This window comes from Amycolatopsis orientalis, assembly GCF_000943515.2.
Taxonomy (GTDB): Bacteria; Actinomycetota; Actinomycetes; order Mycobacteriales; family Pseudonocardiaceae; genus Amycolatopsis; species Amycolatopsis orientalis.
In genome coordinates, this window is record NZ_CP016174.1 from 1,446,217 (window position 1) to 1,465,106 (window position 18,890).

At 69.1% G+C, this 18,890-nt stretch carries 14 protein-coding genes; 8 read left to right on the forward strand and 6 right to left on the reverse strand.

The window, feature by feature from the left end:
* The 3 genes from SD37_RS06980 to SD37_RS06990 form a co-directional block, all read right to left on the reverse strand.
* Positions 1-1,296 carry an acyl-CoA dehydrogenase family protein gene (locus SD37_RS06980; RefSeq protein ID WP_044852354.1) on the reverse strand — a complete coding sequence of 432 codons (1,296 nt, stop codon included), beginning with the start codon at positions 1,294-1,296 and terminating at the stop codon, positions 1-3.
* 181 nt (positions 1,297-1,477) lie between these two features.
* Positions 1,478-2,683, reverse strand: coding sequence for a low temperature requirement protein A (locus tag SD37_RS06985; protein ID WP_145926540.1), 1,206 nt, complete (start codon positions 2,681-2,683; stop codon positions 1,478-1,480).
* Between the two features lie 52 nt (positions 2,684-2,735).
* A complete protein-coding gene (locus SD37_RS06990; RefSeq protein ID WP_044852355.1) occupies positions 2,736-3,920 on the reverse strand; it encodes a TetR/AcrR family transcriptional regulator in 1,185 nt (394 codons plus the stop codon).
* A 157-nt stretch (positions 3,921-4,077) separates the two neighbouring features.
* On the opposite strand from SD37_RS06990, the gene SD37_RS06995 reads away from it, so the two are divergent.
* The 7 genes from SD37_RS06995 (at position 4,078) to SD37_RS07025 (ending at position 11,821) form a co-directional block, all read left to right on the forward strand.
* Entirely contained in the window at positions 4,078-5,289 is a 1,212-nt protein-coding gene (locus tag SD37_RS06995) for an acetyl-CoA C-acetyltransferase (RefSeq protein WP_044852356.1), read from the forward strand.
* Between the two features lie 10 nt (positions 5,290-5,299).
* Positions 5,300-7,471 carry a 3-hydroxyacyl-CoA dehydrogenase NAD-binding domain-containing protein gene (locus SD37_RS07000; protein WP_044852357.1) on the forward strand — a complete coding sequence of 724 codons (2,172 nt, stop codon included), beginning with the start codon at positions 5,300-5,302 and terminating at the stop codon, positions 7,469-7,471.
* Between the two features lie 131 nt (positions 7,472-7,602).
* Complete coding sequence (locus tag SD37_RS07005) at positions 7,603-8,160, forward strand: helix-turn-helix domain-containing protein (RefSeq protein ID WP_037306714.1); 558 nt, start codon at positions 7,603-7,605, stop codon at positions 8,158-8,160.
* Positions 8,147-9,040, forward strand: coding sequence for an SRPBCC family protein (locus tag SD37_RS07010; RefSeq protein ID WP_174567825.1), 894 nt, complete (start codon positions 8,147-8,149; stop codon positions 9,038-9,040). Before SD37_RS07005 ends, SD37_RS07010 begins: the two co-directional genes overlap by 14 nt.
* A gap of 9 nt (positions 9,041-9,049) precedes the next feature.
* A complete protein-coding gene (locus SD37_RS07015; RefSeq protein ID WP_044852359.1) occupies positions 9,050-9,802 on the forward strand; it encodes an SDR family NAD(P)-dependent oxidoreductase in 753 nt (250 codons plus the stop codon).
* A 72-nt stretch (positions 9,803-9,874) separates the two neighbouring features.
* Entirely contained in the window at positions 9,875-10,336 is a 462-nt protein-coding gene (locus SD37_RS41845; RefSeq protein ID WP_472239610.1) for a DUF3761 domain-containing protein, read from the forward strand.
* Positions 10,337-10,399: 63 nt separating this feature from the next.
* Positions 10,400-11,821: an MFS transporter gene (locus tag SD37_RS07025; protein ID WP_044852361.1), complete on the forward strand. Its 1,422-nt coding sequence runs from the start codon at positions 10,400-10,402 to the stop codon at positions 11,819-11,821.
* Between the two features lie 83 nt (positions 11,822-11,904).
* Here the strand turns inward: SD37_RS07025 and SD37_RS07030 are convergent, their stop codons facing one another.
* On the reverse strand, positions 11,905-13,458 hold the full coding sequence (locus tag SD37_RS07030) for an acetolactate synthase large subunit (RefSeq protein ID WP_044852362.1): 1,554 nt from the start codon (positions 13,456-13,458) through the stop codon (positions 11,905-11,907).
* Positions 13,459-13,470: 12 nt separating this feature from the next.
* Positions 13,471-14,853: an FAD-binding oxidoreductase gene (locus tag SD37_RS07035; protein WP_044852792.1), complete on the reverse strand. Its 1,383-nt coding sequence runs from the start codon at positions 14,851-14,853 to the stop codon at positions 13,471-13,473.
* 189 nt (positions 14,854-15,042) lie between these two features.
* Between SD37_RS07035 and SD37_RS07040 the strand changes: the two genes are divergently transcribed.
* Entirely contained in the window at positions 15,043-15,834 is a 792-nt protein-coding gene (locus tag SD37_RS07040) for a Calx-beta domain-containing protein (protein WP_044852363.1), read from the forward strand.
* Here the strand turns inward: SD37_RS07040 and SD37_RS07045 are convergent.
* Positions 15,818-18,805: a BTAD domain-containing putative transcriptional regulator gene (locus tag SD37_RS07045; RefSeq protein ID WP_236725281.1), complete on the reverse strand. Its 2,988-nt coding sequence runs from the start codon at positions 18,803-18,805 to the stop codon at positions 15,818-15,820. The two genes, SD37_RS07040 and SD37_RS07045, sit on opposite strands and share 17 nt — an antisense overlap.
* Positions 18,806-18,890: the final 85 nt, after the last annotated feature.

The window sequence follows — 18,890 nt, forward strand, 5'->3', positions numbered from 1 at the left end:
CTAGAGAAGGACGGCGCCTTCCATCACGCCGACGGCACGGAGGTCGCGGTACCAGCGTTCGACCGGATGTTCCTTGACGAACCCGTGCCCGCCGAGCAGCTGCACCCCGGCGCTGCCGATCTGCATTCCCTTGTCGGTGGCCAGTTTCCGGGCCAGCGCGACCTCGCGGGCGTACGGCTTGCCCTGTTCGGCGCGGGCGGCGGCGCGCAGCGCGACCAGCCGCAGCCCCTCCAGTTCGATGGCGATGTCGGCCACCGAGAACGCGACGGCTTGGCGGTGGCTCACCGGTTCGCCGAACGCCTTGCGCTCGTTGACATAGGGCACCACGTAGTCGAGGACGGCCTTGGCGGTCCCGGCGGCCAGGGCGGCCCAGCCGAGCCGCGAGAGCCGGACGACCTCGGTGAAGACCTCGGCCTTGCCGCCGCCGAGCAACGCTCCGGCGGGCAGGGCGACCTTCTCCAGGTGCAGTTTCCCGGTCGCCGCGCCCCGCAGGCCCATCGCCGGTTCGGACTCGATGGTGACGCCGGAGTTCGACGACTCGACGAGGAACAGCGCCGGGCCGCGCCCTTCGAGGTCGGCCGACACGATGAACAGTTCGGCGTCCGCGGCCCGCGGGACGAGCGACTTCACGCCGTCGAGCTGGTAGCCCTTCGGGGTGCGCCGGGCCTTGGTGGCGGGCTTGAACGGATCGAACAGCGCCGTGCGCTCCGCCAGCGCCAGCGCCGCGGCCGGGACGTTCTCGCCGACGAACGCGGGCAGGTAGTCCGCCTGCTGCTGCTCGTCGCCGTAGGACACCAGCGCGGTGCTGACCGCGGACGGCGCGAGCACCGCGACCGCCAGGCCGAGGTCGCCGTGCGCGAGGGCCTCGGCGACCAGCGCGTTCGTGACGACCGACCGCTCGGTGCCGACGCCGCCCAGCTCCTCGGGGATGCCGACGAGCGTGATCCCGAGTTCGGCGGCGCGGCTCAGCAGGCCTTCGGGCGCCTGGAGTTTCGCGTCGGCGTCGGCCGCGGCGGGCCGCAGCTGCTCGGCCGCGAACTCCGTCACGGTCTCGACGATGAGCTGCTGATCCTCACTCGGGGTGAGATCGAACAGTCCCGTGTCCTCCGCCGGCGCGAGCCGCGCGGGCTTGCCGAGCCGCTGGGCGGACTTGAACGTCCTTCCCGCCGCCCCGGCGACCCGGAAGCCGTTCCGCGTCCCGGCGCTGACCAGGTTCTGCACGGGCTTCCGCAGTCCTGCCCGTTCAATGACCTTGCTCCCGGCCAGCCGGGTGAGCGCGGACAGGCCAAGGCCCATCGCGTCTCGTTTCCTAGGCGCACCCACGGTGAGTCTCCCTGCCTCGCTACCTACTCACGAGTAGGTTAACTCTCCTCGGGCGGAAGCGCTACCACGGGGGAGGCGAACGTCACGCCGGTGAGTGATTTCGGTGGCCGTGGAGGCCCGGATTACTCACGGCGCGCCAGCTTTCGCGACGTCATCACCACTCACGAGGCGCGGGCAGCTTCTTCAGCCGTGTCCGCTCGAAGGTCACCAGTCCCACCGTCGCCACCGCCACCACGCCGATCAGGGCGATCGCGGGCAGCAGTTCCAGCAACGGCGTCGCCGCCAGCAGGACCACCGCGAGCACCAGCCGCTGGATGTTCCACGCGCCCAGGTTGCGGCGCCGCAGCCCGCTCAACGCGATCAGGTACAGCGCGAGCCCGCCGGTGAGCGCCCAGATCGGCGTGCCGTGGAGGCCGTCGGAGAGGCTGTGGTGCACCGTGTCGGACACGTACAGCAGCGTCTTCTTCAGCCCCAGTGCCACGAGCACGATGCCGGCGATGAGCGGGAGGTGCAGGAACGTGTAGGTGTCCGTCCCGATCTGGACCCGCTCCACGCCGTCCGCGCGTTTGAGGTTGCGCTCGGAAATGTGCGCGACGACGGCGAAATACATCCACCACATCGCCGAAGCCAGGGTGAGCCCGAAGACGGCGGCGAGCGTGATCGGCCAGGACATCGGATACGAGCTGATCCCGATGCCGATCGCCACGATCGACTCGCCGAGCGCGATGATCACGATCAGCCCGAAGCGCTCGGCGAAGTGGCCGGGCTGGTGCAGCCGCCAATCCGAAGAGCGCGTCCGGAAGACGTTGACGTAGTCCGCGAGCAGGGCGGCGGCCCAGATGCCGAGCTGCACCCAGCCGGAGAAGAAGGCCGCGACGGTCAGGAGCGCGACGCTCGGGAGCAGGCCGACGAACATCTTCAGTACGGTCTTGCGCAGCTCCGGATCGTTCCGCCCGGCCCCGAGGTAGGCGATCAGATGCAGCAGCCGCACGACGAAGTAGCAGCCGACGAACATCAGCGGCGCGTACAGGCCGCCGGGCAGGTCGGTGAACGCCTCCGGGATGGTCAGCGAGACCAGGAACATCGTCCCCATCGCGGTGAACATCGCCAGCTGGGTGATGCCCCGGTCGACGTGCAGGGTGTTGGCCAGCCAGGCGTAGGCGCACCAGCACCACCACAGCACGGCGATCATGGCCACCCCCTGCCCGATGCCGAGCGGGGTGAGGTGATCGGCCATCAGCTGCGTGGTCTGGGTGATGGCATAGACGAAGACCAGGTCGAAGAAGAGTTCCAGCGTGGTGACCTTGTGGTCTTCTTCCCGGGTCACCAGATGCAGGCCGCGTTTCGTGGGCACGCGCACATCGTGCCCTTCGCGCCTTTGCGGCACACGCGAGTTTGCCGAGAGCTGACTTTCAGACACCCAGCGCCGCGTGCATCAGCGTCGTCAGCTCGGCCTCGATGTTCGGACGGCCGTTGACCCGCCGGGTGCGCGCGAGGTCGTTCGCGATGGTCAGCGCCGCGTGCACGGTGATCTTCACTTCACGCAGGCTCAGCTCCGGCCGGACTTCCGACGTCAGCGCGATCCAGCGCGCGACGTAGTCCCGCTGGACCCGGATCAGATCCGCCTTGTCCCGTTCCGGCAGCTCCATGGGACTGCCGGAGAAGGACACCAGCAGTTCGGGCGTGTGCAGCAGGGTGTGCACATAGGACGCCGCCAGCCTGCGCAGCGCGTCGCGTTCGTCGTCGGTCCGCAACGCGCGTTCCGCGGCGAGCGCGAGCCGGTCGGCCGCCCGGTGCCCGATCGCCACCATCAGCGCGGCCTTGCTGGGGAAGTGCCGGTACACGCTCGGTCCGGCGATCCCGGCCGCCGCGCCGATCTCCTCCATGCTCACCGCGCGGAAGCCGCGCTGTCCGAACAACTCGGTCGCGGCCGCGAGGATCTGCTCGCGGCGGGACGGCTCGCCGAGCGCGATCGACGGTGTGTCTTCCGGCGGTTCGGCGGGTTCGGGCAGTGTGACATGCAGCACCGACTCCGCCAGCTGCACGAGGATCTGCGCGAAGCGTTTCTTCGCCACGGACGTGTGATGGACCGACACGCTGCCGAAGACGCTCAGGCCCGCCCAGCACAGCAGTTCGGCGTCGTCGGGGGTCAGTTCGGGGCGCAGCGCGAGCAGCGCCTTGGACCACGCCGCGAGCACCGCGCCGGACCGGCGGCGGATCTCCCGGCGGCCCTCCCGGGGCAGATGCCTGCCCTCCCAGCGCCACAGCGCGGCGACTTCACGCCGCTCCACGGCCTGTGCGGCGAGGGTGTCCAACAGGGCCTTGACCTGGGCGGGAACGGGGCGATCGACGTCGGCGAGCGTCTCGGTGGTCGCCGCCTCCATCTCGTCGATACCCGAGAGCACGACGTAGGACAGCACCGCTTGTTTGTCCGCGAAATGCCGGTACAGGGCGGGCCCGGTGATCCCGGCCGCGGCGGCGATGTCGTTGATCCCGACGCCGTGGAACCCGCGGGCGCGGAACAGCTCCGCGGCGAGGCCTGCCAGCTGGGCCTTGCGGTCGCGCGGTCGGGCCTGGCGCTCGGTCGGGTGATCCATAGGTGAACACACGATAGCGTCGGTTGCGTGGATCGCAACCCATTGACACCATGGGGTTATCGCGGTTTATGTTAATGCCCATTAGCATGGCTACCGGCCGGTACGACCCGGCTGTGTCCATCCCCGATACAGCGCCGTACTGCGGAGGAGTTTTTCTGTGAGTAGCGAGGCCTACATCTACGAGGCGATCCGTACGCCTCGCGGCAAGAACAAGGGCGGTGCCCTCCACGGCACCAAGCCGGTCGATCTCGTGGTCGGCCTCATCGAGGAACTGAAGGTCCGGCACCCGAACCTCGACCCCGCCGTGATCGACGACATCGTCCTCGGCGTCGTATCCCCGGTCGGCGAGCAGGGCGCCGTGATCGCGCGCACCGCCGCGCTGAACGCGGGCCTGCCGCAGTCGGTCGCCGGCGTCCAGCTGAACCGCTTCTGCGCCTCCGGCCTCGAAGCCACCAACACCGCCGCGCAGAAGGTCCGCTCCGGCTGGGACCAGCTGATCATCGCGGGCGGCGTCGAGTCGATGTCGCGCGTGCCGATGGGTTCCGACGGCGGCGCGCTGTTCATGGACCCGGCCACCGCGTACGACAACTACATCGTCCCGCAGGGCACCGGCGCCGACCTGATCGCGACCATCGAGGGCTTCTCCCGCGAGGACGTCGACGCGTGGGCCGTGCGTTCGCAGGAAAGGGCCGAAGCGGCCTGGTCCGGCGGCTACTTCGCGAAGTCCGTCGTCCCGGTGAAGGACATCAACGGCGTCACGATCCTCGACCACGACGAGCACCGTCGCCCGGGTAGCACCATCGAGGGCCTCGGCAAGCTCAAGCCCGCCTTCGCCGGCATCGGCGAGCTGGGCGGCTTCGACGCCGTCGCGCTGCAGAAGTACCACTCGGTCGAGAAGATCAACCACGTCCACACCGGCGGCAACTCCTCCGGCATCGTCGACGGCGCCGCGGTGGTCCTGGTCGGCAACGAGCAGATCGGCAAGGACTTCGGCCTGACCCCGCGCGCCCGCATCGTGGCGACCGCGACCGTCGGCTCCGAGCCCACGATCATGCTCACCGGCCCGACCCCGGCCACCGAGAAGGTCCTCAAGCTCGCCGGTCTCACCCCGGACGACATCGACCTGTGGGAGCTGAACGAGGCCTTCGCCTCGGTCGTCCTCAAGTGGATCAAGGACCTGCACCTCGACGAGGAGAAGGTCAACGTCAACGGCGGCGCCATCGCGATGGGTCACCCGCTGGGCGCCACCGGCGCGATGCTGGTCGGCACCGTCGTCGACGAGCTGGAGCGCCGTCAGGCGCGCCGCGCCCTGGTCACCCTGTGCATCGGCGGCGGCATGGGCGTCGCGACCATCATCGAGCGGGTCTGAGGAAGAGACAATGACTGAAGCGAAGACCATCCGCTGGGAGCAGGACGCCGACGGCATCGTCGTGCTCACCCTCGACGACCCGAAGCAGTCCGCCAACACGATGAACGCCGACTTCCGCGAGTCGCTCGGCGTGGTCGTGGACCGCCTGGAGGCGGAGAAGGACAGCATCACCGGTGTCGTCCTCACCTCGGCCAAGAAGACCTTCTTCGCCGGTGGCGACCTCAACGACCTGATCAAGGCGAAACCGGAGAACGCGGCCGAGCTCACCGAGGGCAGCGCCCTGATGAAGAGCCAGATGCGCCGGCTCGAGCAGCTGGGCAAGCCGGTCGTGGCCGCCATCAACGGCGCCGCGCTCGGCGGCGGGCTCGAACTCGCGCTCGCGACGCACCACCGCATCGCGGCCGACGTCAAGGGCAGCCAGATCGGCCTCCCCGAGGTCACCCTCGGCCTGCTCCCCGGCGGCGGTGGCGTCGTCCGCACCGTGCGGCTGCTGGGCATCCAGAGCGCGCTGCTGAACGTGCTGCTGCAGGGGCAGCGGCACCGTCCGGCCAAGGCCAAGGAACTCGGCCTCGTGCACGAGCTCGTCGGCACCGTCGAGGAACTGGTCCCGGCGGCGAAGGCGTGGATCAAGGCCAACCCCGAGGCCGGCGTACAGCCGTGGGACGTCAAGGGCTACAAGATCCCGGGCGGCACTCCGTCGAACCCGAGCTTCGCGGCGAACCTGCCCGCGTTCCCGGCGAACCTGCGCAAGCAGATCAAGGGCGCGAACATGCCGGCCCCGCGCGCGATCCTGGCCGCGGCGATCGAGGGTTCGCAGGTCGACTTCGACACCGCGATCACCGTCGAGACCCGCTACTTCGTGCACCTCGCCACCGGCCAGGTCTCGAAGAACATGACGAAGGCGTTCTTCTTCGACCTGCAGAGCATCAACTCCGGTGGCTCGCGGCCGGAAGGCTTCGAGAAGTACACGGCCAAGAAGGTCGGTGTCATCGGCGCGGGCATGATGGGCGCCGCGATCGCGTACGTCTCGGCGAAGGCCGGTATCGACGTCGTGCTCAAGGACGTCACCCTCGAAGGCGCCGAAAAGGGCAAGGGCTACGCGGTCAAGCTGGAGGAGAAGGCGCTCTCCCGTGGCAAGACCACGAAGGAGAAGTCCGACGCGCTGCTCGCCAAGATCAAGCCGACCGATAAGGCGGAGGACTTCGCCGGCGTCGACTTCGTGATCGAGGCCGTTTTCGAGAGCGTCGAGCTGAAGCACAAGGTCTTCCAGGAGATCGAGGGCTTCGTCAACCCGGACGCCGTGCTGGGCTCGAACACCTCGACCCTCCCGATCACCGCGCTCGCCGAGGGCGTGCAGCGGACCGAGGACTTCATCGGGATCCACTTCTTCTCGCCGGTGGACAAGATGCCGCTGGTCGAGATCATCTGCGGGGAGAAGACCTCGCCCGCCACGCTGGCGAAGGTCTTCGACTACACCCTCCAGATCAAGAAGACCCCGATCGTCGTCAACGACAGCCGCGGCTTCTTCACCTCGCGCGTCATCGGCACGTTCCTCAACGAGGCCGTCGCCGCGCTGGGCGAGGGTGTCGAGCCCGCTTCGATCGAGCAGGCCGGTGCGCAGGCCGGCTACCCGGCCCCGCCGCTGCAGCTGATGGACGAGCTGACCCTGACGCTGCCGCGCAAGATCCGCAAGGAGACGCGCGAAGCGATCGAGGCCGCCGGAGGCACCTGGAACGCGCACGCGTCCGAGGGTGTCATCGACCGGATGGTGGAGGAGTTCGACCGCAAGGGCCGCTCCACCGGTTCGGGCTTCTACGACTACGACGAGGACGGCAAGCGGGCCGGGCTCTGGCCGGGTCTGCGCGACGCGTTCAAGTCGGGCAGCGCCGAGGTCCCGTTCGAGGACCTCAAGGAGCGCATGCTGTTCGCCGAGGCGCTCGAGACCGTGAAGTGCTTCGACGAGGGCGTGTTGAAAACCGTCGCCGACGCCAACATCGGCTCGATCTTCGGCATCGGTTTCCCAGCGTGGACCGGCGGTGTCATCCAGTACATCAACCAGTACGAGGGTGGCCTGCAGGGCTTCGTCGACCGCGCCCGGCAGCTCGCCGAGCGCTACGGCGACCACTTCACCCCGCCCGCGTCGCTGGTCGAGAAGGCCGCGAAGGGCGAGATCTACGAGTAAGTCGCTTCGCCTGCTCTAACGCCTGAAAGCCCCCTGCCGCTGGGTTCCAGTGGTAGGGGGCTTTCACATGCGCGATTGACAAAATGGATTTTTACGTTCAAACTTGTTTTTGTGATCGAGGGTGAGGTGCTGTGAAGGACGTCGAGTACCTGGAGCGGATGGACCAGGCGGAGGCGTTGCTGAAACCACAGCGGGTGGACGTCCTGCGGCAACTGGCGGAGCCGCGGTCCTGCACCGAGGTGGCCGCGGTGCTGGATCAGACCCCGCAGCGGGTCTACTACCACGTGAAACGCCTGGTGGACGCCGGGCTCGTGAAGCAGGTGTCGGAGCGGAAGGTGCGTGCCGTCAGTGAGGGCGTGTACCAGGCGACAGCGCGTTCGTACTGGTTGTCGCCCGCCCTGGTCGGCCGGATCGGGCCGAGGGCGGCGCGGGACGAGCTGAGCCTCGGCTACTTGGTGGACCTCATGGAGGAGGTCCAGTCCGACGTCGCCGCGCTCGACCGGACCGCGCCGGAACTGCCGTCGATCGGCGTCTCCGGCGAGATCCGGGTGGAACCGGAGCGGCGCCAGGAGTTCCTCGACGAACTGAAGACGACTTTGCAGGACCTGTTCACCCGCTACGGCGGAGCGGAAGGCGACGCCTTCAAGCTCGCCGTGGCCTGTTACCCGAAGGGAGATGCCCGTGACTGAACCGACGAGATTCCGGGTGCGCGTGCGCGCGCCGATCGACGAGGTCTGGCGTGCGCTGACCGAAGCCGAAGCTTTACGGACGTGGCTTTCCGAGTACGCGGAAGTCGAGCTGCCGTCCCGGTACGAGTTCTGGGGCCGCTACACGCCGGAAGGCGATCGTCCGCGACAACGACTGTTGCTGGCCGAGGACAACGTCCTGCGGTTCGCCTGGACGGTCGAGGGGACGGATACGGTCGTCGAGATCGCGCTGACGGAAGACGGGGACACGACCGCCCTGTCGTTCAGCCAGACCGGTTTGCCGGACTTCGACGCGCTGCTCGCCGACCCGGATTCGCCGCTCGGCATGATGCACACGTTCTGGGCGCTGTCCGTGACGAACCTGGTCGATCACGTCGAAGGCCGCTCGCTCACCGCCCGCTGCGACCTGACTTCTCCCCTGATGAGCGAAGAAGTACTGATCGACGCGCCGCGAGGCGAGGTCTACGCCTCGATCGCCGATCCCGGTGTGTTCACCCGCTGGTTCGGCGCGCGGATCGAGGCGGAGGTCGAGGTCGGCGGCCGGTGGGCGATGGGTTCGCTGGAGCAGGATCCCGCCCCGGCGAAGATCGTCGATCTGGTACCCGGCTCCAGGATGTCGCTCGCGTATCAGCACGGTGTCGTCACCTCGTGGGAACTCGAAGACTCCGATGGCGGGACGAAGCTGACCTTTGTCCAAAGTGGATTCTCCGAGGAGAAACCGCCCTACGGCTCGTGGATGGGCTGGCTCAGCGGTGTGGCCGAACTGCGCCGGTTCCACGAGATCGACGACTGGGTTCCTTTGTGGACCGAGGTCTACCTGGAGGGGATGCCCGAAGGTCTCATCACGCTCGACGGCAAGTAGGAGGACCGGATGTTGCTCGAAGGCAGGAACGCGATCATCTACGGGGCGGCGGGCGGAATCGGGAGCGCGGTGGCCCGCGGGTTCGCCAGAGAGGGCGCGAGAGTCCATCTCACCGGCCGCACGCTCAAGAAGCTCGACGCACTGGCGGACGAAATCCGTGCCGCGGGCGGGAAAGCCGAGACGGCGGAGTTCGACGCGCTCGACGAAACGGCCATCGACGAGCATGCCGCCGCGGTGGCCTCTTCGGCGGGCAGTGTCGACATCTCGATGAACGTGATCACGCACAACGACGTCCAGGGCACTCCGCTGGTCGAGATGTCGTTGGCGGACCTCGAGAGCCCGGTCCGGACCGCGGTGCGGACGAACTTCCTGACCGCGCGGGCCGCCGCCCGGCACATGATCGGGCAGGGCTCCGGGGTGATCCTGATGTTCGGCGGCGACGGTGATCCGCTGCCGGGGTATCACCTCGGCGGACTGCAGGTCGCGTTCAGCGCGATGGAGGCGCTGCGCCGGGGACTGGCGTGCGAACTCGGCCAGCACGGTATCCGGGTCTTGACCCTGCGCACCGGCGGGATCCCGGAGACGATCCCGGCGGACGCCGGACTCGAAGACGCCATCCGCGACATGACCGAGTCGACGATGCTCAAGCGAACGGCATCACTGGACGACGTCGCCCGGGTCGCCGCCTTCGCCGCGTCGGATCACGCGCGCAGCATGACGGCGACGGCGCTGAACATCAGTTGCGGCACGATGGTCGACTGACCCTCCGGCGGCCGTAACACCGGCTGACGATCTCCCGACTACGCGGCACTACCAAGTGCTGGGGAGGTCGTCTTGCCGAAGAGAACGATGAAGCTGGGCATGGCCTTGGCGATAGGCATTCTCGTCGCCGGTGGCTGTGGCGTGGAGACCGCGCCCACCGGGAAGGTGGGCTCGCCGAGCAGCACCGTCCGGACGTCGCCGTCGCCGACCAGCAGCTGGGCGCCACCCACGTCGGCGCCCACCCCCGAGCCACTCGCCCAGTCCACCCCGACTTCGGTCGAGGTACCCACACCGGTCCAGCCGCCACCGTCGAAAACGCGTCCGAAGACGACGCCCACGGCGAAGGCGCCGGACCTGACGGACTGCGGAAGCGACTATTACCGCAATACCGACGGCGTTTGTGTCCACCGGCCGTCGGCCGGGCCGGGCGCGGCCGACGGCGCGACCGCTCTCTGCAAGGACGGTTCCTATAGCTACAGCCAGAATCGCCGGGGCACCTGCTCGGGTCATGGCGGGGTCCGCACCTGGCTGTGATCCCGTCGGTCAGAGGTTCACGATGGAGGGAGGCGCTGTGTAAGGTCGGATCATGGGACGCGCATGGTGAATCCGGTAGGCCGGGCACCTTCGCCCCGGCTCTTCGTCGTCGTGCTCGCCACCTGCGGGCTGGTGGCCTCGTTCATGCAGACGCTCGTCGTCCCGCTCATCCCGGCGTTTCCCCGGTTGCTCACCACGACCCCGGCCGACGCGTCATGGGTGGTGACGGCGACCCTGATCGCCGGAGCCGTGGTGATGCCGGTGAGCGGCAGGCTCGGCGATCTCTACGGCAAGCGCCGGTTGTTGTTGATCAGCCTGGGTTTCCTGGTCGCCGGTTCGGTGGTGTCCGCGCTGACCAGTTCGCTCGCGCTGATGGTCGTCGGCCGCGGCCTGCAGGGCTGCGCGATGGGCGCGATCCCACTCGGCATCAGCATCATGCGCGACGAACTCGCGCCCGAACGCGTCGGCGCCGCGATCTCCGTGATGAGTTCGACGCTCGGCGTCGGCGGCGCGATCGGGCTCCCCGTGTCGGCGCTGGTCGCGCAGAACGCCGACTGGCACGTCCTCTTCTGGGCGTCGGCTGGGCTCGGCCTGGTCTGCGGCCTGCTGATCCTGTTCGTGATCCCGGAGTCGCCGCTGAAGACACCCGCGCCGTTCGACTACCTCGGCGCACTCGGGCTGACGGCCGGGCTGGTCTGCCTGCTGTTGCCGATCGTCAAGGGCAGCGAATGGGGCTGGGGAAGCGTCCGCACGCTCGGCTTCGCCGGTGTCGCGGTGGCGATCCTGCTGGTCTGGGGCCTCTACCAGCTGCGGCGCCGCGACCCGCTGGTGGACTTGCGCGTCTCCGCACGGCGGCCGGTACTGTTCACCAACCTCGCGTCGATCATGATCGGGTTCGCGCTGTACTCGCTGGCGTTGTCGTTCCCGCAGCTGCTGCAGGCTCCGGCCTCGACCGGGTACGGCCTCGGCCTGACGATGGTGCAGGCCGGGCTCTGCCTGGCACCGAACGGGCTGGTCATGTTCCTGCTGTCCCCGGTCTCGGCTCGGCTCATCGAGCGGTACGGACCGCGGACCACCCTGATGAGCGGCGCCGTCACCATCGCGGCCGGGTACCTCTTCGCGACGGTGCTGATGGACAACGCCTTCGAGCTGATCGTGGCGTCGATCATCATCGGCGGTGGGGTCGGCATCGCCTACGCGGCCATGCCCGCGCTGATCATGGGCTCGGTCCCGGTCACCGAAACCGCGTCCGCGAACGGGCTGAACTCGCTGATGCGCTCCGTCGGCACTTCGACGTCCAGCGCGGTGATGGCCACCATGCTCTCGTCACTGGCGATCACCGTCGGCGGCGTCTCCGTCCCGTCCGCGACCGGATTCCGGCTGAGCTTCGTGGTCGCCGCCGGCGCGGCGCTTCTGGGCCTCGTCTTGACCGCTTTCGTCCCGAAACAGCGCCACCCCGAACCCCTGGTCGCCTCGGCCCACTAACCCCCCGCGCGCTAGGAAAGGTCCTTTCCTCGCAAAATTTGCTAGGAAAGGACCTTTCCTGGCGCGCTACCCCGTCGCTCCGCTCAGAACAGCGGCGGGATGATCGCGTCGATCAGATGCGGTCCCGGTTCGGCGAGCGCACGCTGGAACTGCTCGGCGAGTTCCTCCGCTGTCGTCGCCCGCGTCGCCGGAACGCCCATCCCCTCGGCGATCTTGACGAAGTCCATGTCCGGCCGCGAAAGGTCGAGCAGTTCGTTCGCCTTGGGGCCGCTGGCGTCCGCGCCGACGCGCTGCAGCTCCAGCCGCAGGATCGCGTACGCGCGGTTGTTCAGCAGGACCGTGGTGACGTTGAGATTTTCCCGAGCCTGCGTCCACAACGCGGAAATCGTGTACAGCGCGCTGCCGTCGGACTGCAGGTTGATCACCGGCCGGTCCGGCGCGGCGACGGCCGCACCGGTCGCGACGGGCATTCCGTAGCCGATCGCGCCGCCGGTCAGGGTCAGCACGTCGTGCCGCGGCGCACCCGCGGTCGCGGCGGGCAGCAGCAGACCGGAGGTGTTCGCCTCGTCCGCGATGATCGCGCGTTCCGGCAGCAGCGCGCCGATCACGTCGACCCAGTTCTGCGGCGTGAGCGGCCCGGACGGCAGCGCGGGCCGCGATGCCTCCTGAAGCACCGGCTCCGTCTCGGCCGCGACCAGCTCCGCGACGTCGTTCAGGGCACGAGGGACGTCCTGCCCGACTTCGGCCAGCACGTGGACCTTCGCGCCTTCGGGCACCAGGTCGCTCGCCTTGCCCGGGTACGCGAAGAACGACACGGGCGCCTTCGTCCCGGCGATGATCACGTGCTTGATCCCGTCGAGCTGGTACGCGACCTGCTCGGCGAGGTAGCCCAGCCGCTCGATCGTCGGCAGTCCTTCGCCGCGCTCCAGTCGCGCGGGGAACGTCTCTACGAACGCCTTCACCCCGGTCGCGGCGGCGATCCGGCTGGTCGCGCGCAGCCCGGCCTCGCGGCAGCCGCTGCCGCCGACGAGCAGCGCGACCGGTTCGCCACTGGCCAGCACCTCGGCGATGTTCTTCACCGTCGTCGCGTCGACGGCCTGCGGGATCCGCGGCGGGATGGGCGCGCAGATCTCGCCGCCCTCGCCCCAGGACGCGTCGGCCGGGAGGATCAGCGTCGCCACCTGTCCGGGGGCGTCCTGCGACGCGGCCACCGCCGCGGCCGCGTCGGCGCCGACGTCCTTCGTGTGCTCGGAGCGGCGGATCCAGCCGTCGAGTGAACCGGCCACGGCCTCGATGTCCGATTCGAGCGGGGCGTCGTACTGCTTGTGGTAGGTCGCGTGATCGCCGATCACATTGACGATCGGGGTGTGCGCCCGGCGCGCGTTGTGCAGGTTCGCCAGCCCGTTCCCGAGACCCGGGCCGAGGTGCAGCAGTGTGGCCGCCGGTTTGCCGGCGATCCGCGCGTACCCGTCCGCGGCGCCGGTGACGACGCCTTCGAACAGGCCGAGCACCCCGCGCATCTCGGGCACGGTGTCGAGTGCGGCGACGAAGTGCATTTCCGAAGTGCCGGGATTGGAAAAGCACACGTCGACGCCGGCGTCGACGAGCGTGCGGATCAGGGACTGGGCGCCGTTCATCTCACTCACTTTTCAAGCCCTCTCACGGAAAAGAACGCCGGGATTGAGGATCCCGGCCGGGTCGAAGCTCTCTTTGATCCGGCGCATCAACGCGATCTTCGCCGGGTCCTCTAGTTCGAGGAAATAGCCGGACTTGGTCGTCCCGAGACCGTGCTCGCCGGAGATCGCTCCGCCGAGTTCCATGCCGAGCGCGAAGATGTCGGTCAGCAGCTGCTTCCGTTTGTTCGGGTCCTTGCAGAAGATGGCGAGGTGGACGTTGCCGTCACCGGCGTGCCCGCAGCCGAGCGCGCCCGACTCGCGGGACAGCGCCATTTCCCTGGTCTTCCGCAGGAACTCCGGCATCGCGGACCTCGGGACCACCACGTCGATGACGTCGTCGGCCCCGACCGACTTGGCTGTCCAGAACGCCTTCTCGCGGGCCTCGATGAGCTTGCGCGCCGAGTTGCCTTCGAGCACGTACACGTCCATCGCGCCTAGCTCGCCCAGCATGCCGCCGAGTTCCTCGATGTCGGCGTGCAACCGGTCGTTGTCTCGGTTTTCCAGCGCCACCACCAGATACGCCTGCGCGGTGTCGCGGATGGAGTCCGGCACGCCGAGGCTGAGCTTCTCGTTGTAGCTGATCGCGGCGAGGGTCAGGTTGTCGATGTATTCGAGAATATGCGGCGCGAGCCCGGTGGAGATGATCTTCGGTACGACGGTCATCACCTCGTCGAAGGTCTCGAACGGGGCGAGCACCGTGGCGCCGTGCGGCAGGCGCGGGTACAGCTTCACGATGACCTCGGTCGCGATCGCGAGCGTGCCTTCGGAACCGATGATCAGCTGCGTCAGGTCGTACCCGGTCGACACCTTCGAGGTCTTGCCGCCGGTGCGGATGATCTCGCCAGTCGGCAGCACAGCCTGGAGGCCCACGACGTTGTGCCGCGTGACGCCGTACTTGACCGCGCGCATCCCGCCCGCGTTCGTCCCGACGTTGCCGCCGACACTCGCGCTCAGTTCCCCGGGATAGACGGTGTAGCCGAGCCCGGCCTTCGCGGCCTTTTCGTCCAATTCGGAGAGTGTGACGCCGGGCTGGACGACGGCGACGTGGTTCTCGGCGTCGATCTCCAGAATCGCGTTCATCCGCTCGAAGGAGATCACCATGCCGTCCGCGCTCGGCCGTGCGGCGCCGGAGAGCCCCGTGCCCGACCCTCTCGCGGTGACGGGCACGCCGAACTCAGCCGCCGCCTTGAGTAGCTCGGCGACCTCTTCGGCGCTTCCCGGTTTCGCCAGGTAAGCGGGCTGCTGCGGGGCGGCCGTCAACGCCTCGTCATGTGCGTAGTCCTCGGGGATCGCCTCACCGGCCAGCAGATTCGTGTCCCCGACGATCTCGGCGAACCGTGCCGCAACATCGCCCATCGGCAGCCCTTCCTCGCGCTTCATTGCCTGGTTACCGAAGCGTAGTACGTAGTGGACGGCGACGGCTATGAATCCTTTTCATGTTTGTTGTCCCGTGGTCACAACCTCGCGACAACCTCACTCGGTTACCCATGTCGCAGCGGGCCGCGGCGGCCCGCCGGAAGGGGTGGACGCTCGATGGGACCAAGAATGAGACGGATCGCGACGCTGGGAGCGGCGCTCGCGGTCCTGTTCGGGCTCGCGGTACCGACGGCCGCGGGCGGGCAGGCGGGCTGTACGGCGCCCGTGGTGAACGTCAGCGGCGTCAGCCAGGCCGAGGGGACGAGCGCCGGGTACACCACCCTCTTCTTCACCGTCTCGATCGCCGACGGCGGATGCGCGCCGCAAGGTTCGGTCGAATACCGGACGATCGAAGGTAACGGCTCGCCGGTCGATCCGGCGTTCATCGCCAAGGAAAGCGTCGATTACCTGCCGAGCGCCGGCACCCTCGTCTGGTCGGGCAGGACGGTCACCCAGACCGTGCCGGTCCGGGTCCGCGCCGATTCCGGCGTCGAAGAAGACGAGATGTTCTCCCTCCGCTTGTCCGATGCGAAGGGCCTGCGGATCGGCCATAGCGTCGGCGTCGCCTGGGTGGCCGACGACGACGCGGTCAAGACCGCACCATTGGCCACCACGCAGGAAGGCGAGATCTGCTGGTCGGTTCCGCCCGCCTTCGCCCAGGGCGGCGGCTGCAAGGTGCCGGTCGTGCTCTCCCGGCCGTGGCTGGCGGGACCACTCACGATCCGCTATCGCACCGAAGGTTCCGGCCATGTGCCGGTGAAGGACGGTGTCGTGGTCTTCCAGCCCGGGCAGACGAGGGGATACGCCGAGTTCACGGTCTTGCCGGATCAGGCGGGAAAGGCGCGGGTCGAGTTCTTCGAACCGTCGGACGGCAAGCTCGTGTACGCGACCTCGACGGTGGTGATCAGCCCCGGCCGGTGACCAGATCGGCCTCGGCCGTCGCGTTCGCCCGCCGGTACAGCTCGATCGCTCGGGCCCAGTGGGTGGCCGCGGCGGCCGTGTCGCCGCATCGCGCCTCGAGATCACCGAGGTCGCGGCGCAGGTGAGCCTCTTCATACGGATCGGGAACCCCGGCCCGGACCGCGAGGCCGTGTTCGAGGTTCTCCCGCGCGGCGGCCAGATCACCGAGCCCGAGGTGGGCGCGGCCGAGCCGGTCGAGCGCGGCCGCCTCGCTGTGCCGGTTACCGACGTCCCGGCTGATCACCAGGGCCTGATCGAAATCGTCCCGGGCGGCCCGGAAGTCGCGGCGGGAAAGGTGGACCTGGCCGGCGTGCAGCAGCGATTCCCATTCCTGCCACCGGTCTCCGATCGCCCGGGACGCGGCCAGCGCCTTGCCGAGATGCTCCAGCGCGACCTCGTGATCGCCGAGTTCCCCGTAGGCCTCGCCGAGCGTGTCCAGGGTGGCGGCCTCCAGCCGGGCGTTGCCGAGTTCGCGGAACGTCTCCAGCGCCGCCGCCAGCGGGGCGAGACCGTCGATCGCCTGGCCGCGGCGGATGTAGGCATGGCCGAGGTTGCGCTGCGACAGCGCGCGCCCGAGCCGGTTGCCCGCCTCGGTGCACCGCTCTACCGCGAGCCGGTACGCGCTGATGGCCTCGTCGAACCGGCGCAACGCGGCGTAGGCGTTCGCGGTGTTGTTGTGGATATGCCCTTCGCCTTCGAGATCACCCGCCGCACGGGCGGCCTTCAACGCACGGGCGTTGGTTTCGAGCGCGTCCGTCAGCCGGCGGGTCATGAAGTAGGCCGCGCCCAGCGCGCGCAGCATTTCCGCTTCCGCCAAGGGATCGGCGAGTTCGGCGGCCGCCGCGGCACCCTCGCGGCAGAGGCCGATGCGCTCGTTCCAGCCGCCCGTGGTGTCGTAGAAACTGGTGAGCAGGTAGGTGAGCTGCCAGGCGGCGGTGTTGCGGCCGTGTTCGCGCGCGAAGCGCACCACGGGCAGTAGATTCGCGCGTTCGGCACCCAGGAACGCCAGTGCCGCACGCCTTTCCGCCGGGAACGGCCGCTCGGGCGCGGGATGGCGCAGCGCCGGGGTGACCAGGTCGCGGTTCGGGTCGATGATCCGGTTCGCCTCGGCGGCGACGTGCAGATACCAGTCGATCAGCCGGTCCGCCGCTTCGGCGCGGCTCGACGTCGTTTCGTCGGCGCGAGCGCACGCGACGGCGAATTCGCGGATCAGATCGTGGAAGCGATAGCGGTCCGGTCCGTCCGGGGTGATCAGATGCGCGGCGGACAACGCGGCGCACGCGGTCCGGCCCGCTTCGGCGGACACCCCGCACAGCGCGCCTCCGAGCGCCGAACCGAACGACGTCCCCGGAGTCGACCCGGCGAGCCGGAACACCCGTGCCGAAGCGTGGTCCAACGGCAGGTACGCGCTTGCGAGCACGGTTTTGACAGTTCGGGAATCTCCTTGCACGGCAAGGGTTTCCAAGCGGCCGGCGCCGGTCAGCTCGTGGGTGAGGTCCGCGATCGGGCGGTTCGGCTCACCGGTCAGGCGCGCGGCCGCGATCCGCAGCGCCAGCGGCATCCCGTCGCACAGCCTGGCCAGCCGCGCCGCCTGCCCGGGTTCGCGGGCGACTCGATCGGCACCCAGTACCCGGGTGAGCAGGGTCATCGATTCCGGGTCGGCCAGCGCGTCGAGGGCGAGTACGTGGACGGCGTGCCTGCTGCCGAGTGCGGCGAGGGTCTGCCTGCTGGTCACGATCAGCATCGCCTTCGCCGTTCCGGGGACGAGAGGCAGGATCTGGTCGACGCCGCCCGCGTTGTCCGCGACGATCACGCACCGCCTGCCGTGCAGCAGCGAGCGGTAGAGCGCGGCGCGTTCGGCCGTCGCGTCGGGCAGGCGGTCGTCGGGGAGGCCGAGTCCACGCGACAGATGTGCGAGCGCGTCGCCGGGTGAGACGGCCTCGCGCGGGTCGTGCCCGGCGAGGTCGAGGAAGAGCTGGCCGTCGGGGAAACGGTCCGCGATACGGTGCGCCCACTGCACGGCGAGCGCGGATTTACCCATCCCGGCCGCGCCGGAGATGACCACGACCGGTGGCTCGGGTTCGTCGAGGAGCCGGTCCAGCGAAGCGAGTTCCTGCTGTCGTCCGGTGAAATGCCCGACGCGGGCGGGAAGCTGGGCGGGCGCCGTGCCGCGGGCGGGAGCGTCGAGTTCGGGTGCGCGGCGAAGGATCGCCGTATGCAGTTCGACCAGTTCCGGTCCGGGATCGGCGCCGAACTCCTCGGCCAGTCCCCGGCGCACGGACTGGAAGGTTTCGAGTGCTTCGGCGTGCCTGCCGCAGCGATGCAGGGCGAGCATGTGCAGCGCGGCGAGCCGTTCGCGGTACGGGTGCCCGGCCCGCAGCCGCGGCAGTTCCCGGACGACTTCTTCGTGGTCGCCGAGCCGGAGTTCCGCGTGCAGGAGTTCTTCCCAAGCGGACAGCCACAGTTCCTGGAGGCGTTCGACCTCCCGGAGCCCCCAGCCGTCCAGTTCGGCGTCCGCGAACGCTTCGCCACGCCAGAGCCGCAGCGCCTCGCGCAACGCCGTGACCGCCTGGCCGGGTGCGTTCCCCTTGGCGGCACGAAGTGTTTCCTCGAAGCGGAGAGCGTCGACCGAGGACGGCGCGACGGTGAGGACGTACCCGGGTTTACGGGTCAGCAGTACCGGCGGGAATCCGCAGTCCTCCAGCGCCTGCCGGATCCTCGCGACGTGGCTGTGCAGGGTCTTCACCGCGGTGCGGGGCGGGTCCTCGCCCCAGAGGACGTCGACCAGCCGCGGGATCGGCACGACCGTGCCCGCGTGCAGGGCGAGGACGCCGAGCACGGCTCGTTGGCGGGCGCCGTGGAGCTCCGCCCGCCCGGTGGGGCCGATCGCTTCGACCGGGCCCAGCACCCGTAATTCCCCTGGCCCGGGCACCCCCGCTCCCTCCGGCTGGTGACCCCGGTGAGCGTATCCGGGTCAAGACCCACTCAAATCGGCCGATTAGGGCACACGATCTCGA

Coding starts and splice junctions, on each gene's coding strand:
- SD37_RS06980 (WP_044852354.1), bottom strand. CDS start 1,296: ATGGGCCTTGGCCTGTCCGCGCTCACCCGGCTGGCCGGGAGCAAGGTC.
- SD37_RS06990 (WP_044852355.1), bottom strand. CDS start 3,920: ATGGATCACCCGACCGAGCGCCAGGCCCGACCGCGCGACCGCAAGGCC.
- SD37_RS07000 (WP_044852357.1), top strand. CDS start 5,300: ATGACTGAAGCGAAGACCATCCGCTGGGAGCAGGACGCCGACGGCATC.
- SD37_RS07010 (WP_174567825.1), top strand. CDS start 8,147: ATGCCCGTGACTGAACCGACGAGATTCCGGGTGCGCGTGCGCGCGCCG.
- SD37_RS07015 (WP_044852359.1), top strand. CDS start 9,050: ATGTTGCTCGAAGGCAGGAACGCGATCATCTACGGGGCGGCGGGCGGA.
- SD37_RS07025 (WP_044852361.1), top strand. CDS start 10,400: ATGGTGAATCCGGTAGGCCGGGCACCTTCGCCCCGGCTCTTCGTCGTC.
- SD37_RS07030 (WP_044852362.1), bottom strand. CDS start 13,458: ATGAACGGCGCCCAGTCCCTGATCCGCACGCTCGTCGACGCCGGCGTC.
- SD37_RS07035 (WP_044852792.1), bottom strand. CDS start 14,853: ATGGGCGATGTTGCGGCACGGTTCGCCGAGATCGTCGGGGACACGAAT.
- SD37_RS07040 (WP_044852363.1), top strand. CDS start 15,043: ATGAGACGGATCGCGACGCTGGGAGCGGCGCTCGCGGTCCTGTTCGGG.